The sequence below is a fragment of the Rhizobium sp. FG113 genome (assembly GCF_057809895.1).
In genome coordinates this window covers 100,580-116,108 of sequence record NZ_JBMDKV010000003.1, presented here as the reverse complement: position 1 = coordinate 116,108, position 15,529 = coordinate 100,580, and the positions used below count along the sequence as shown (strand labels likewise).

Sequence of the window (15,529 nt, the reverse complement as noted above, 5' to 3'; positions counted from 1 at the left end):
GATGCCCCTTAGAGAATGCCGGCGCCGAAGTCGCCGATGATGATGCGAGCGTCAGGGCCACCGGTGCCGACCAGCCTCAGCCGAATGTTGCTGCCCGTCAGTCCGGTCTTTTCGTGCTTCCGCTCGCTCCAAAGCGGATAGGCAAGCGCCTCGATCTGGCTCACCGGCACGTTGACGAACGCGCCGCCATCGACCGAGTAGCTCATTGCGATCGTGGCTCCGCCTGGTAGGTAGGCCTTGAAGTAATTGGCGACGCGGACGGCCTCGCCGAGCGTGAAGGCACGCGTGACGTAGGTCAGCTCGGTGGCGATCCTGCCGGCGATCATCTCGATCGGCGCATAGAGGATCGGCGAAAGCTTCTCCGTGCCTTTCAGCACTGCCCTGAGATGAACTGTCTCGGTGATGAACTCCGTGAGGCTCAGGACCTGGAACGGCAGCAGCTTGTAGACAGTGCCGTTTGTCCGCTCGACCTCGAAGATCACGCTGCAGCCGGCCGAAGGCAATTCGACAGCGGCACGCACCTGAAGGTCCGAGCAGTTAACGAGATCGAAGGTCCCGAGATCCACGGTCTTGGTCGTCACCGGATATTTCGCGGCGACCACGCGGAAAGACAGAGCTTCATCCTGATGCGCCGTCCACGTTTGCGCGTTGACGGACGAGAAGCGTGGCCCCGTCACATAAGGGTGAACGGTGACATACTTCTGCAGCTCCGCATCGAAGCCGCCGAGCTTGGCGACGGACACCGAATGCAGGTTGTCGTCGGTCTTGATGACGAAGGCGTGGCTGCGGTCCGCGAGCGTAGTTAGCGGCAGATTGTACCGCGCCGATTTCCAGCCCACGACGGCCCCGACCATGGAAACGACCGCCTCGGCTGCTATGTCGGCAGTTGGATAGCCATTGTCGATCGAGACCTGGTCGACGAGCAGATGCTTTGCCTGATCGCCAACCTTGCAGAGATGAAAGTCGACGCCAAGAATCTGGCGAGGCTCCGAGACCGCAAAGAGCTGCGCCTGCGGGTCGCTCGACGCAGCACCGCCATTGCCACCGTTAGAATTGTTGCCGCTGTTCCAGCTCGAAATCGACCTTGTGACCTGTGCGCGTGTCCAGTTATTGACCGTGGTCACACGACGCATCACATCGATCTCGATGGTCCCCTGCCCCGTAAAGAGTGTGGTGGCCTGAATGCCGCCCATGCCTTCCGCCGCCATGACCTTGCTGCCGGCGGTGACGTTGGCCGGTATCATGAAGGTGCCGGTGATCTTGCCCTCGCCGTTCGCCGCCTGCACACCAGCCGGCTTCACGTCGATATCGTCGAACGTAAGCGTCTTCAGGATCTCGCCAGGACCAAAACCGGAGATCTCGAAGGCGACCGGGATCTGACGGAGGAATTCGAGCTGCTCGATACGCTGGTCAACGAGCTGCGTTGTCGTCGACGTCGTCTGCAGCGGGCCGCCGTCGGATCGCGTTCCGAGATTGAACTGCACTGTCTGCGCCGAAAGCCACTCCTGACGGCTCTCCGTCCAGAAGTCGACGGCCGGTGTAAGCTTCAGCGCACCAGGCAGCAGGGTGAAGTTCTGGTATGGGTTGATCAGCTCGCACAGGGTTTTCAGCTCCTGCGAAATGATCACATCCTCGACATAGTCGAGGGTGATGGCATGATCGATAACCGCCCGGTAGAACGTCGGTTCGATGGCAAGCATGAGCATGCCGTCAGAAATCGCCCCGCTCTGCGAGGTGCCGCCATCGCGATAGCTGTCGTCGGCAAACGGGTCGACGAACATGTTCTTCTTGGCAACCGGCTCACGGGCGTCAATCCCGCTCTTCAGGCGCTCAAGCTGCACGAGACGGCCGAGGTCGAGAAGCATATTGTTGAAGCGAGCCTGCTCGGCGGCCGAGACAAAGCGCACGCCGTCATTGATGCCATCGGAGGTGATCACCGGCGTGGACATCCAGTCATAGGCGATCTGACACAGCTTCAACGCATCGGAGGGCGCGCCTGGTGGCATCGGGTTCTGTCGAGCGGGAAGGCCCTTAATATAAAGAGGAGAACCGTCCTGCAGAAGGCAAAGCCGATCGACGCGCGGAAGCTTCTGCGTATAGGCGACAATGATCTCGCCGCCAGCGACACCGCCGGACACCGTGATCGTGGTCGCCGTGGACGCGTCCGCCGACACGCTGGCGCGATAGCGATAGGTGACCTGATACGTTTCGCCTGCAGCCGGCTCGGAGCCAGCAGCCGACCAATCGATCGTGCGGCCGATCAGGCTGTAATCCGCAGGTGAATTGTAGGTGGTGGACCCCTTCTTCACGAGCGACACCGACAGGATGCTGGTGTCGGGAAGCTGATCGGCGCCGTTGGCGATCGCACCGCGCGTCAGCGTGTAGGTGCGTTCCTTAGTGAGCAGGATCGAGTTGATGTCGGCGATCGGCGCCTGGTCGACGGAAAATGTAAAGGACGCGCCACCGGTATAGATGTGCGTCTCGCCGGGGATCGCCAGCTCATCCCACTGCTCAGGTTCGGCGTGACGAAGAGCGGCCAAGCGGGTGCGCTTGTAGCCGTTGATATTCGCCTCGCCCTGCTCGATCGAGAATTGCTGGGCGCCGGCGTCAGCGCCGAGCGCGGTCACACGGCAACCCGATACGATGTAATTGCCGTTCGGGCGGTCATAGGCGGCCAGCGCCTGCATGGCCGGCTCGAGGATAGACGGGCCGGTCTGATCGAGAATCGTGCCGTCCTGCAGGGTATAGACCGTAAAGTATTCACCTTCGCCAGCGTCATCGATATGCGCCCAGGCGATAGATGCGACTTCTCGAGCCGCGCCGGGCTCACCTTCAGCCAGGCCGGGAACCTGCCCCAGCAGGATCGGATCATCCTCGCTGGTGAGCCATGCCGTGGTGAGGCGGACACCGATCTCGGTGCGTCCGGCCATCGGGACATTCAGCAACACGGCGCCCGTCACCGGGAACACGTCGCCGGCGACAAAGATTTCGCCATCGGTCAGGGTGACCGTGCCGGCTTCGATATCGACGACCGCGTCGGCACGCGATACCCGGTTGCCATCGTTGGCAACCAGCTTCATGCCGCGAGCGGCGCGCTCCCGCATGATCGTCTGCAGCTCGATCAACTCGGCGGCCTGAATAAATGGACGCTCGCCGTAGAAGACGACCGATTGTTGCGCCTGCTTTCCGGTGGCGCGATCGAGGGCGTAAAGCAAACCGCTCTTATGTTCGTTGGCCATTAGAACCTCATGAGAAACTTGAGCTGCTCGCGAACCGTGGCGCGCAGCGGTATGGAAACAGGCGTGACGGCCACAGCGTGCCCACCGACAAGCTGACCAGGCGAAAGCCAGAGCTTTCCGGACTTGACGCCCGCAGCGCGCTCCGCGCCGACGGTCAGCTCGACCGAGGCGGCGGTGATCGCGTCCGCATTCTGGAAATCGGTCATTGCCTCGATGTAGACGCGGGTGCCGCCCGTGATTGACTGATATGGCGTGCCGGCAACGCTGTAGCTGCCACCGAATTGCTGGATGACGGGGTGCACGGCGCGGCAGCGTCGGTGACCGATAATCGCCCCGTTGGCGCTGCGCAGCGTGGCGTAAAGTGTGCGGGTCGCGAACCACGCCGCCATCAGGACTCGGCGCTGGGTCACAGCATTGGCACCCCACGGAAACGTCGCGGTCGGCCACGGATACTTCATATTAGCCCACTTGAGACCGGCATCATCCGGCACTTCGATCCAGTTACCGATCGCCGTACCTTCGACCTCGGTCAGAACGTGATCGATCTCGGTGGTGCGGCCGAACGACCATAGCGTTCCACGCTGCGTTACGGCGATGCCGCTTTCGCGCTCGAGGAGACTGTCGTCGAGCCGCGAGCCGTCCCCCGTCAGAGGTCCGGCATCATACTGAAACACGCCGCGACGGAGCTGTGAGCGCTCCGCAACCGATAGCGAGGTGATGCCTTCGATCCGCTCAAGGTCGGGATGATCGACGGCAGGCAATGCCGGGAAACGGAGTTGGAAGGAGTTCCAGTAAGCCCGCGCGGGCCAAGCCTCCTCGAGCGTGGCGGAATAGCTCAGCCAGCTCAAGCCCCTCGAAACAGCCTGCGGGGTGCCCCGGACACGCTGCCATTCCACGCCCTGCCGATCGACCACCAGATTATAGAGATTTGGCACATACGGCGTCAGCTCACCTAAGCCGTACTCGTAGACCAGGTATGGCAAGAACGACGGTGGCGGCGACACCAGCTTGGCGGCGCGGATGGCTTCGACCGCGCTGCCGAAAGTATCCCATCGCGGATTAAGGGAGGCTTCGAGCGCCTTCTCCAAAACTCCAGAGCTCGTGGAAGGCAGCAGCGAATCCATCAGAAATCCCGACCTTTCAAGTTGAGCGTTATGGACCCGATCGAGATCGCCTCCGCCGCAGGCACGACAATCGCGCCGATTGGCGTCACGGGCTCGATGCGCTGGACGCCTTCGATCATCAGCTTCGCGCCCCACCAGGACGGAACGAAGTCGCGGCCGAGAGAGCTGGTCGCGGCCCAGGCCGAGCGCAGTGAAGCCTCGGCACGAGTGAGCGTTGCGTCGTCGGCATCAGGCAGCAACCAGACATCCGCGACGACATCGACAACGGTTCGAACAGCCGACGCGACAACGATCGTGTCGTTGACCATCCGCACGTCGGGTGCCTGCAACGCCGCATTGACGGTGGCAAGCAACTGCGTGCTGGCAACGCCGTCCGGATCGGTCGAGAAGATCGCGACATGGACGATCGGGCTGCGTCCGACCGTGTAGACGACCGCATCGGCCACCGTGACGTCGGCTGTCATCGCAACGGATTTGTAACGGGCGGCCGTGCCGCCGGTGGATCGGCCTTGGATGGCGAGGATCACACGGGCGCGCAGGCGTTCGTCGGTCTCGCCGGCCAGCTTGCTGACATCATAGAAGGCCGCAAGCATCTGCAGATCGCTGCCCTCCGAGAAGGGGAGCATGTAGGCTTGAATCGCCTCGTTGACGCGCTGGCGAAAGAGGGTTTCCCGATAGCTCTCCGCCTGGTTGATGATCACCGGTGGATCGGTCTCGAGCATCAGGACGTCGTAGGTCGGAAGGTTCAGCGTAGGATTGGCAGCGCGTACCGCCGCCCAACGAGCTTTGAAATCGGCGTTCTGGCGCGAAACGATCGCCTCGTAGTCCAGCTCCTCGATCACGCGGGGAGCCGGCAGTGTCGTCAGATCAATCATGTGAAACGCCCTGCCCTAAAGCGTGAATGCGATACGCGTTGTCCGGTCCTCCGCGACGGAATAGTCGCCGAGGTGGCCGCGCGGGTAATAGGTTCCGATGATCGCCAACTCGATCTTGCCGGTGGTGGCAACTGAGAGAACCTGCCCTCGCCGCATGCGAAACCGTGGTTCCCAACGTGCAATCGCCGTCGCGGTGGCCTGATAGACAGCGAGGATGTTTCGCCTGGTCATCTTCAGATCGACGAGATCCGGAAGATCGGAGCCGAAGTCGCGGCGCATGATGCGAGATCCGATCGGGGTCTTCAGGATCTTGCCGATGGACTGCTCGACGTGCGACCAGTCCGTCAACCGTTGCCCGGTATCGGCGTTCACGCCACTCGAATCTGTCATGGTGACCTCTATTCGGCGGGCGGTCCGGTATTTTCACCGCCGCGCACGACCTTGGTGTGCTCGTGGTCGTCGCCTATATTTCGATTGTTGTGCCGCAGGTAGCCGTCGCCGATATCGACATCACCCGAGATCTTAATCTTGCCGGCCTTCAGTTCGATACCGTCCGAACTCATCCCGAAGAGCGCACCGTCGATGGTGATCAACAGCGGCGTGCTGCTGTTTTTTCGAGGGTTTTGATCCGAGTAAGTGCTCAGATCGATTTCCGCGTCGGTCAGGTCTCCGCTTTCGGAAAGCACGGTAACCTGCTCGCCTTCCTTCAAAAGCACGTCGATCTTCACCAGGCCGGCGCCGAGCTGGCGGGGCTTGATCCAACCGGTGAGAAACGGATTGCTGTCGCCACCGGACAGCTTCACGCGGTAACGACCAGTGTCATGGTCGACTTGGGCAATGGTGCCCGTCCGCTTTCGATTGCGAGCGCGACGCTCGATCTCGCCCAAACGCATATAGAGATCAGCGATCTGATCCGGCAACCTTGTCGGTATCATTGACTTTGAACCGTGGTTGCGGACGTAACTTCGACCCCGGTGATCGAGATCTCGTTGTCGCCGGTTGGTGAAATTCCCAAGGCTTCGCTTTCTTCGCCGGTCAGGCCGTACCGGCGCTGGACGATCTTCCAAGCTTCAGCCGAGCCTGACAGCCGAGCGGCGATCATGTCTGCCTGCGCACGAAGCCGCGCATCATTGATCGTTTCGACCTGCGCCAAGAACCGCGCCATCACTGACGTCGCGCGCAGCGCATCGCCCCTGATGGGGTCGGGCAACAAGCTGGCCGATACCTTGAGCTGCTGCCCTGCGACGCGCTGGCCTGCGCTATCGCTTCCTGCCCTGCGGCGTTCGACGAGGCCAACGGCCGAAATGAACCCTTGGTAAAGCTGAGACCAGACGTTGTCTGGATCGGTCAGCACATCGTCGATATCTCGCATGACCATGTCGAGATAAAATTCCATGGCACCGTCGGTCGGCGGGAGGCCGACACCAACGATCATGCTCTCGTCTGTATCGGGATCGGAGGTCGTCATCGTCGATGCGATCCCAGCCTCGAAGATAATATCGGTCGCGCCGTTGACTGCCATCGCCCGGAGCGGAGTGCCGACATCACGCGTCGTGGAAGAATCCGTGTAGACCGCGATAAACGGCTCGTCTTCGGGCATCCTGATAGAACCATCAGCTTCCGACTGCATGGCGAAGATCTGGCTGTCGAAGACATTGTCACCGACCAGTGTATGACCGCGAAGGGCCATCACGGCGCAGATCCGGACAGCGGCGCGAACGATGCTCATTACTTTTGCCCCAGTCTGACGATCAAGCGGGTATGATCTCGCGTGTTAATCGAGAGAACCTCGAAGAGTGGTTCGCCAGGCCGCGACAACGCACGGACGGACGTTCCCTTTTTAAGGCCGAGCGTTTCGGCCGGGTACTTTGCTCGATCGATCCGGAGTTCCGCTTCGCCCGCCTCGATCTTCGTCATCCACGATCGAGCACTTCCGCCGTCAATGCTTGTCGGCTTTTCCGCGCCGGTCCGCAAAACCGCATCGATCGTGAGCTGTGGCCGATCGGGATCGGCCACGCCGTTTTTCATGAAGGACAGCCGCACGGGTTCAGCGAACTTGTCGTCGACCGTTTCAACAACGCGATTGCGAAGCTCGTGAAATCGTGCGGCTATCGGCATCGTCAGGCCTTCACCGTGAGCGCCGCGATGATCTCGGCTTTCGTATTGCTGGCGGAAACGCTTGACACATTCCGCTTTTCGGCCTCGGCGAGAAGCTCATCCTTGGTCATTTTTTCAAGGTTGATATCTTCGGAACCGTCTTCGAAGTGCTGCCCGGGCTTGAGGAACTCCCCATTGTAATACCCGGCTTCCGTCACGAGCTGGCGCATCAGATGTACTCCTGAAAGCATTTGGTTGACTTGGAGGGACTACGCCGCTTTCGCGCGGAGCAGCATTTCAGGCCGGGTGGCAATGAACAGCGGGTAGCTGTAGATCTCGACGCGATCCCACTCGTCGCGACCAGAAGGATCGGACAGCAACATGCCGACCTTCTCCTGACCGCGCTTATTGAGATACGGCTTGAACTCGCTTGCCGGCGCCCAGCCTACCTGAAACGCATTGCGCGCACCGATGGGGAAGAACCGGGCCTTGTCAGTGCCGATCGCGATCGTGCCGCCGTCGTCGGTGCCGCGATAGTTGATGAAGGTGATGCCTTCGAACACGACGACCGAGTACCCTTCGATGTTCTCGAGCTCGCTCGCCTTTTCGGTGTTGACCTTCGTTTCCTTGTACTGCTTGTGATTGACAAGCATGTCGAAGAATGTGTCGCCGACCAGCGCTCCGACCCTCGTGGACGGAGTCCAGATGCCCTTGCCGGCCTTCTGCATGGCGCGCTTCACGTCGCGGCACTTCTTACGAATGTCCTTCGTGTCGTCGTCAAGCTCGAAGTCAATCTCCGCCGGCTCGGCGATACCCCAGAAATCGTACCAGTCGACAAGAACGGTGCTGCCATCAGCATCGAGTACCTTGCCCTGCACAGCGCCGAAGCGCATATGTTCCCAGGTGAGTTCCAGATCGTCTGTGATCTGCCCGGTACGGCTCGTGACCTCGTCGGCGACTTCGATCGTCTGCTCAGCCATGGGAAGCGCAGCAATGCCGGCGAGTTCGATCGCGTAGATGGTCGATCCCTTTGCAAGCCGAACCGCCTGCATCATGCGGACCTTGGCGCCCTTCGGGATGAGTTCGGCCGGCGCCTCGCCGGTAGCGGAGGTCGGGATGAGCGTCATCGTGCCGTTGGTGTCAACGATCGCGATGGTGCGGGACCGGGAATAGATCGGCGAGAAGAGGCCGAGAGATCCCAGGAGCTGCGGCTTGAAGTCGACCCGATCGACGACTTCTTCCTGCACCTCGATAAGGCCCCAGGCGTTCTGATTAAAGATGTCTGCAACAAGTGCCATGAAAGTGCCCCTCCTTTAGCGGGCTGCGATGCCGAGCGCAGCGAGCTGTGCAAGCGCGGCGGTCTTTTGGCTGTCGGTGACGCCGGCGGCCCAAACGAGCACAGCGGCTTGAACTTCGGAATCCCTCGCTGTCGTGGTGCGACGCACATCTGCGGAAGTGGCGTCGCATCCCTCGAAAAGGATGGCCACGGCATTCTGCGAACCATCGGACGCCGCAGGCGCGAACGGCACCAACTTCTTGGATGCCGTGACACGGCCGAGAACCGTCCCGGCGTCGAGCTTCCCGCTGCCACTGGCGATAATACCAGCCTCGCGGGAGCGATAACCGTTGGCCTCCGAAACGATGTAGTGGCCGGTCGGGCGGAGGCCCTGAGTGAGCGTAGGCATAGGTGCGATCTCCTGTTAGCGGCGCTTGTTGGTGCGGTCGACAGAAGCGGCCAGCACGGCCTTAGCCGCGGCTTTTTCTGCGCCCTTTGGAGCGATCGGGGCTTGGTTGAGCCCCTGAGCGTTCATGCGGCGAGGCTGGAATTCGACCTCCTCGTCCTCGACCGCCGCGACCTTCGGCGATACGGCCAGCGTTGCCTTGGCTTGGTCGACGGTGCTGCCGGTGGCGAACAGGTGCTCCGCGAGAGGCTCCCTGCCTTTGGCCTCCTCGAGCGCCATGATGCTGGCGCGGCGATCGCGATCAGCTTTAACGGTGGTGTCGATGGCAGCTGTTGATGCCGCCAGGTCGGTTTTCAGCTTGGCATTCTCGGCGGCGAGCTGCTCCGCGCGTTCCTTATCCGTCATGGAATACTCCTCTGGTGGACGGTTTTCTGCGGCGGGCGCCGCGACCTTGGTCGACATCGACCAATTCTTTTTCTTCGCCAGCGCTGTGAGTGCTTTCGGAGCGTGAGCGAACATTCGGTAATCGAAGGCCGCTACCGGGGCGCGGCTGCTTTCGGTCGTTGCGTCAGCAAAACCCTCTGCGACAGCTTCAGGGGGCGTGAGCCAACGCTCCTCCTTCATGATCTGACGGCACTCGTCAGCCGTCTTTCCGGACTTATCGGCGTAAACGCGAGCGTATGCGGTCGCCAAAGCTTCCAAGCCCTCGATCGTTTTGCTGTGATCTTGCGACGTGCCATGCGTGTATCCGCTGGGATCGTGGATCATCATCACCGCGCCGGCGGACATGGTGACGGTGTCCCCAGCCATGGCAATCAGAGAAGCGGCGGAAGCCGCGACCCCCTCGACGATTACGTTGGTGATGCCCGAGCGCGCCGACAAGAGCGCGTGGATTGCGGCGCCCTCGGTAGCAATGCCGCCACCGGAGTTCAAATGCACATCGAGCTGAGAATCAGCGTCGACTTGTGCCAGAGCGAGCACCACGTCCGACGAGGTGAAGCCGTCTTCGAAATAATAGTCGCCGACATAGCCGGAAAGCCGAAGCTTTCCGTCTTCAAGAATTGCAGCCATGATCTGAGCCTCAGTAGGGGCGCATCCGCCCTCGGATTGCGTAACGGGTGCGCGTAGGCACCTCGCCACGGGATTTCTGACAATTGCGGATTGCCTCGTCGAGCGCGCGCTTAACCTCGGCGAGATTGGCGTTGGCGTATTTCGCCATGTCTTCACCGAAGCGTGCCTCGGTCACCATCTCTCCACACAAGATCGCTTCTTCGACCTTCCGGAGCTTCACGGCCCGAGCGCACCAGTCGACGACAAGGGGGTCGGTTTCATCGGCCATCAGGCAGCTACTTTCTCAGGTTCACGATTTCCATCGAATGCCGCGCCCTGTGGCCCGGCGCCGCCCTGCGACCGCCCAAAAGGATGCGGTGCGCCGGCTTTTTCGAACTGCTTGATCTCGCGCGCGATCTGGGCGATCTGCTCGTCTCCGTTCTTGCCCGCGAGAGCGCACTCGTCGAAAAACGTCGATACGCCGATCTCGAGGCGAATCTTCGAAGCCATTGCCGCCTTGTAGTCATCCGCAGATGGAGCAGCAGGACCGCTCCACTCGGTCTGAAAAACACTTTCCCGATCGCGACGAAACGCCTGCACACCACCCTTGAAGGCAATCTTCCCGCGTTCGATCATCTCCTCGAGCCAGCGTTCGTATATGGCCTGCATGAACGGAGCCGCGATGCGCGTGCGACGACGCAAGACAATGGGCCATATACTGGCGACCGACATCCTGACCGAGGAATATGAGGCCGCCGAGTGATCCATGGTCAATGACTCGAAAGTGATGCCCAAGCAGCGAGCTACCTCCCGCAGAAGGTTCTGGAAGAACGGCAGATATTGCGGGCCAGGCGTCGCCGCCGTGTGCATCTGGAATTCTTCACCCGGGCCAAGATGATTAATCCGAGCAGAGTCGGACATCGATATGCCCTTATCCTTCAGGGCACCAATGCGGGCGTCCCAAACGTCAAGGAGGTCTTGCTGCAGGCCACCGAGAAACTCGTCCCAAGAACCTTCGGTGCTGTCGTAACCCGCAGGCTCAGGCATTTCCGCCAGGGTTTGAATTGCCTGGAAGGCCTCCTCACTGGCCTCGGGGCTCTTGATGGTGGCGGCGAAGATCGTTTGCATCAATGCCGTAGCCAACGTGGCGTCGGCCAATTGATCGGACTGCGCGATGACCTTCAGGGCTGCGACAAGGACCGATATTCCTCTCGGGCTGTTGAGATTTTCGCCACGGTCCATGACATGAATGACATCCGCAGCGTCGATGTCGCGATCGCGCTCGAGGCCACCTTCCTTGACGCGAAAACGATAGGTGAGCGCGCGGCCGATCGCGTCGTGGAAAATGCCCTGCTCGAGACCATCGAACTCATTCGTAACCCGAGGGCAGCGATGGGAAGCGATCAGCGAGACTTTCGTTCCGGTTTGCAGCCCAAGGCGCTTCTGCTCTCGCAGGGGCAGGTTATCGAGGACGCCGAAGGCCTCTCCCGAAACGAGATATCCACGTAGAGCCGCCTCGACCATTTCAGCGACGGTCGATTTTCCGGCAAGGTCGCATTCCTTAGGGTTCCAAGCCCAGCGGCGCCACAGCTCCTCGACCTCTCGGCACCAGGTCGACGCCTGCTCCTCGGAGTAGCCGAACTTCTTCAGGCGAGCCCGGCAATTGAGCTTCAGCTCTTCGCCGATCGTGTCGCTCAGGATCTGCACCACGGCGCCGGAAATCCATCCGCTGTTGTGCATGAAGTCGGTTGCCAGAGCGGAGGCCCGCTCGGCTGCCTCGCGCACATCGACCTTGGCATCACGCGTGATGGCACGACGCATGCCCAAAACGCCGGCGCGATCGCCACGGAGATAGCGCGCGGTGTGACGCTTTGCTGGTGCTGGTGTCGACACGCGATCCGCCGCCGGCGTCGAAACGCTAGTCGCCTTCACGCGGAAACGAGGCTTGGCATCGGTCACGAGTACGATCCCCACTTCTTTCTCTGGCGGGGCCTCGCCGGCCCCTTGGGTTTTGACGGCTGCGCGGTGAAAGGATTCTCTTCCGCAGCAGCAAAGAGATCGCCTTCCTCGGCCGGTGCGCCATGCACCGCGAGCAACAAGTCGGCCCAGCGGTCGGCATTCAAACGTCTCTTACTTTGGAGGTGCCAACCCAACGCGAAGGCGTATACCGTCGCATCGAACCAATCGTTGGTGCGACCGACGATCTTCTTCCAAACGCGACCCGCCTTCGGATTTATCAAGCGCCTCGCGCGGCGGCTGATACTGGTGCGGGCTTCCTCATCTGGGTCGACGAGACGTTCGGCCGTCAACTCTTTGGCAAAGTCCGGATCACAGAGGTCGCTGGCAAAGTGCACAGTGCCGCGCGGCCATTGCCCGGCCTCACTACGACCTTGGACCAGGTTGGAAAGGCTCGCGACCACAGCAGTCTTCACATCGTAGAGACCCACTGGGTACAAGAGGACCTTCGCAATAACCCGCTTCCGGCGATCCTTGATGTCCTTTTTTACCGGCGTCCCCAGCCATGGAAGCCCGACGGGTTCGCGACCGTCGAGGGCATAGACGTCGGGGCGACTGGCACAGAACCTGTAGACGCGATCGGTCGCCCAACCGGAATCGACACCTGACAGATCGATACGCTTCTCGTCGCCGTGCTCGGTCGGATATGTGCGAGCAAGCGCGTCAGAAAGCTTGATCCAAGGCTCGTCGCTTTGATCGGGAGGGCCTTCAAAAACCTCTCGATCTATGAGGCAGTATTGATCACGGGGTCCGAGGGCATAGACGACCCATTTGATCCCGTAGCCTTGCACGTCGGCTGCGGAGACGACCAGGCCGGCCCACGATGGGATGACGCGGCTCGGGAGGAGCTCGTCGCGCGCGGCATCAACAATTTTCTCCCACTCGATTGCAACACCACCAGGATCATACGGCTCCGCCAGATCCTGCTGGAAGAATGTGCGCATCTTGGTGGTATCACCTTCGGCTTCAAGCCACCGCTTCCAGATCTCGCTCCACTTCTCACGGGGCGCATACGCCGCCCAAAGATGATAACTTGGTTGCCATTCGCGGCAGCGACCCTCGCAGGGCGGGCATACCCAATCGCCGATTTCCTCGGCTGGGATAGCAAGCGGAACGGCAGGGTCCCCCTCTTGAACGCGACGAGCAACCCAATGCGCCCGGTTTTCCATCTCAGGCTTATGGCCGTCGAGGATAACTCCGTCGCAAGACAGGCAGCGCATGTGAACCGGAAGTCCAGCATCGACGTCCGGACCGCGCATCATATCGAAGCTCAGGGCCTGATATCGTCCGCAATGAGGACACGGCATGTACCGATAGCGCTGGTCTCCCGCCTCAAAATCCTCCGAGATCGGGCACTCTCCTGCTACGCCAGGCGTCGAGCCTTGCCACTCCTTGGCAAGGTCCCCGTACATTTTCTGTCGCGCTCGTGCCTGATCGCGCGGGCTCCCGCGCCCATCCACATCCTTCGGGTAGCCAGTGACCTCGTCCATCGCAAGGTACTTGATAGAGACCATCTGCAGGCCCTTGGAAGAGCCAGCGTTGACGATCTGACAGAAGCCGCCAGCATATCGCTTGAACGCCGTGGTGCTGCCCTGCTCGTCCCGGCTGCTGACAGGCAGAACCTTGTGTTTGATCCGAGGCGACGCATCAATCGTCGGTGCTAGCTTAATGCGATTGAACTTCGTCGCCTCTTCAAGCGTCGGGAGAACAATCATCATGGAGCCGGGAGCCTGATCGACGATGAAGCAAAACCAGTTCTCGATCGCCGTGGACTTTCCGAGCTGCGCCGCCCAACGACAGGCGATCCGTCGCGCAGGATGGTCTGGATGAAGACAATCCTGCGGCTCGCGCAGGTACGGCACCCTGTCGGTCCGGAAATCACCAGGCCAGGGCGAACCTGATTCCGGGGAGACCTTGCGATATCGGTCCGAGAACTCGCTGATCGTGAGATCTTCAGTAGGCCGACTGGCAGCAGCGAGCCCACGAAACAAGATCTCGACGCCATTCGGAAGGTCTGGAAACCGAAGTCGAGTGTCATGGATGGTCATTGAAGCGCCTGATCGGTTTGCGGGTAACCATTGTTGGCGTCGCCTGCGTCCTCCCTGCGGCGCATGGCATCCAGCTTTTCGAGAACCACGCGGTTGAAAACGCCCAGTCCGGTTTTCGCGAAGCCCTTTAAAGCGATGCGGACCGTGCGCTCATCCCAGCCGTACTTCATCGACAGTGTCGTGGCCTCGCTGTCGATCGCCCGCTCGAAGGCGCTTTGCATCAAGGCGACCGCGTCGCGCCCTCCTTGGTCCACCTCGGACACCGGCGTGAGTTCTTTCCGACGCTCGTAGAGATCCATCTCTCGCAGCTCGGCGTCCGCCTGGGCTTTTCTGGCGGTGCCGTCGGATTGAGATCCGGCGAAGCGGTTCGGTGGTTGAGTTTTCGTTGCAGCAGCAGCTCTGGACGGAGGAGCTGCGGAGCGGATGCGGATGTTCTCGACACGATGTGCGACAAGGGCAACGTAGTCGACCAGGTTGGACTTCCCGTCCGGCTTCAACGGCAGGGCTTCGGAATGCTGCTTGAGATAGCGCGAAAGGGTGGATCTATCGACGGCGTCCCCACCCTCAGTGAGCCGCGCCGCCGCCTCAGTTATCGAAATCCAGTCTTCTTCCATCGCGTGGCATCCGTGCATTGCACGCGTGCATCAACGTGCAAGCGTGTACCGCTTTCGATGAAGCGCACTGGTGAAATCCCGCAGTCTCGCGCGCCCGTGGGTGGAGGAAGGCGGAGGACGGTCCCTGAATGGGGGGGGGGTCGGTGGGGGTGCCTTCGAGGGGTCACCCCCTCATGATCGGGTCAGCCTCGAAGCTTTCGAAGCACCTGATCGATGCGCAGTGGCAAGGTCGTCTTGACCTCGCTTTCGAAAGCTTCCTTCGTGGTCCCTTTGATCATCCACTCAGGAATGAACACGCCCGATCGAGCGAAGGTGTAGTGTCGGCCGCTGCCATTGCGAAACATGACGTGGCCATTGAACACTGACACGGTCTTACGATCCGGAAACGCACCACCCTTCATGAAGGTGCCCGGGTACAAGGTCCGCTTGCCGAATGGCGTCGCCGTCACGCCTTGGGCGGTTTCCCGTGGATTGAGGTACTTCAGGCGAATGTTTCCCCCGCGCGATCGGAGATCGTAGGAGAGACTACCGGTGAAAGCCTTCTTGCTGTTGTGAACGGCCCGCCTCACGACATCGCGCTTCAGACCGGTTTCCGCAGTCAGCGCGCGAACAACCTTCGTCCTCGCGCGCCCCCCAACCTGGTTCATGATCCGAGGCACAACCTTCGGAAAGTTCTCGCCCAACCACTGGACGCCCTTTTCCATATTCCGCAATGCGCGGACATCGGCCCAGGTTACCACGAGCGCCATGGGTTGGGATCTAGCCACGTGGTTCACTCCCGCAT

The 15,529-nt window shown here is 61.0% G+C and carries 16 protein-coding genes; all 16 read right to left on the bottom strand.

Translation table 11 applies throughout. The features are described from left to right. Positions 1-8: 8 nt before the first annotated feature. Positions 9-3,239: a DUF4815 domain-containing protein gene (locus tag ACODTZ_RS10750; protein ID WP_489025652.1), complete on the bottom strand. Its 3,231-nt coding sequence runs from the start codon at positions 3,237-3,239 to the stop codon at positions 9-11. Continuing rightward, on the bottom strand, positions 3,239-4,363 hold the full coding sequence (locus ACODTZ_RS10745) for a phage tail protein (RefSeq protein ID WP_489025650.1): 1,125 nt from the start codon (positions 4,361-4,363) through the stop codon (positions 3,239-3,241). Before ACODTZ_RS10745 ends, ACODTZ_RS10750 begins: the two co-directional genes overlap by 1 nt. Next, the gene (locus tag ACODTZ_RS10740) at positions 4,363-5,238 is read right to left on the bottom strand and encodes a baseplate assembly protein (protein ID WP_489025648.1); all 876 of its coding nucleotides are present in this window, start codon (positions 5,236-5,238) and stop codon (positions 4,363-4,365) included. Before ACODTZ_RS10740 ends, ACODTZ_RS10745 begins: the two co-directional genes overlap by 1 nt. Positions 5,239-5,253: 15 nt before the next feature. Next, complete coding sequence (locus ACODTZ_RS10735) at positions 5,254-5,628, bottom strand: GPW/gp25 family protein (protein ID WP_489025646.1); 375 nt, start codon at positions 5,626-5,628, stop codon at positions 5,254-5,256. An 8-nt stretch (positions 5,629-5,636) separates the two neighbouring features. Continuing rightward, positions 5,637-6,125 carry a phage baseplate assembly protein V gene (locus ACODTZ_RS10730; RefSeq protein ID WP_489025645.1) on the bottom strand — a complete coding sequence of 163 codons (489 nt, stop codon included), beginning with the start codon at positions 6,123-6,125 and terminating at the stop codon, positions 5,637-5,639. A 44-nt stretch (positions 6,126-6,169) separates the two neighbouring features. Further along, positions 6,170-6,967 carry a hypothetical protein gene (locus tag ACODTZ_RS10725; RefSeq protein WP_489025644.1) on the bottom strand — a complete coding sequence of 266 codons (798 nt, stop codon included), beginning with the start codon at positions 6,965-6,967 and terminating at the stop codon, positions 6,170-6,172. Next, positions 6,967-7,254 carry a hypothetical protein gene (locus ACODTZ_RS10720; protein ID WP_489025643.1) on the bottom strand — a complete coding sequence of 96 codons (288 nt, stop codon included), beginning with the start codon at positions 7,252-7,254 and terminating at the stop codon, positions 6,967-6,969. Before ACODTZ_RS10720 ends, ACODTZ_RS10725 begins: the two co-directional genes overlap by 1 nt. 104 nt (positions 7,255-7,358) lie before the next feature. Beyond that, on the bottom strand, positions 7,359-7,565 hold the full coding sequence (locus ACODTZ_RS10715) for a hypothetical protein (RefSeq protein ID WP_489025642.1): 207 nt from the start codon (positions 7,563-7,565) through the stop codon (positions 7,359-7,361). Between the two features lie 39 nt (positions 7,566-7,604). After that, positions 7,605-8,633: a major capsid protein gene (locus tag ACODTZ_RS10710; protein WP_489025641.1), complete on the bottom strand. Its 1,029-nt coding sequence runs from the start codon at positions 8,631-8,633 to the stop codon at positions 7,605-7,607. A gap of 15 nt (positions 8,634-8,648) precedes the next feature. After that, positions 8,649-9,020, bottom strand: a complete 372-nt coding sequence (locus tag ACODTZ_RS10705) for a head decoration protein (protein ID WP_489025640.1) — start codon at positions 9,018-9,020, stop codon at positions 8,649-8,651. Between the two features lie 15 nt (positions 9,021-9,035). Beyond that, positions 9,036-10,088 (bottom strand): head maturation protease, ClpP-related, encoded by a 1,053-nt coding sequence (locus ACODTZ_RS10700; protein WP_489025639.1) that lies wholly within the window; start codon positions 10,086-10,088, stop codon positions 9,036-9,038. Between the two features lie 10 nt (positions 10,089-10,098). Then, positions 10,099-10,356 carry a hypothetical protein gene (locus tag ACODTZ_RS10695; RefSeq protein WP_489025638.1) on the bottom strand — a complete coding sequence of 86 codons (258 nt, stop codon included), beginning with the start codon at positions 10,354-10,356 and terminating at the stop codon, positions 10,099-10,101. Beyond that, the gene (locus tag ACODTZ_RS10690; RefSeq protein ID WP_489025636.1) at positions 10,356-12,041 is read right to left on the bottom strand and encodes a phage portal protein; all 1,686 of its coding nucleotides are present in this window, start codon (positions 12,039-12,041) and stop codon (positions 10,356-10,358) included. The genes ACODTZ_RS10695 and ACODTZ_RS10690 overlap by 1 nt, the downstream gene beginning before the upstream one ends. Next, entirely contained in the window at positions 12,023-14,131 is a 2,109-nt protein-coding gene (locus ACODTZ_RS10685; RefSeq protein ID WP_489025634.1) for a phage terminase large subunit family protein, read from the bottom strand. Before ACODTZ_RS10685 ends, ACODTZ_RS10690 begins: the two co-directional genes overlap by 19 nt. Next, a complete protein-coding gene (locus ACODTZ_RS10680) occupies positions 14,128-14,745 on the bottom strand; it encodes a hypothetical protein (protein ID WP_489025632.1) in 618 nt (205 codons plus the stop codon). The genes ACODTZ_RS10685 and ACODTZ_RS10680 overlap by 4 nt, the downstream gene beginning before the upstream one ends. Before the next feature lie 182 nt (positions 14,746-14,927). Continuing rightward, positions 14,928-15,512: a hypothetical protein gene (locus tag ACODTZ_RS10675; protein ID WP_489025630.1), complete on the bottom strand. Its 585-nt coding sequence runs from the start codon at positions 15,510-15,512 to the stop codon at positions 14,928-14,930. Between the last annotated feature and the right edge of the window lie 17 nt (positions 15,513-15,529).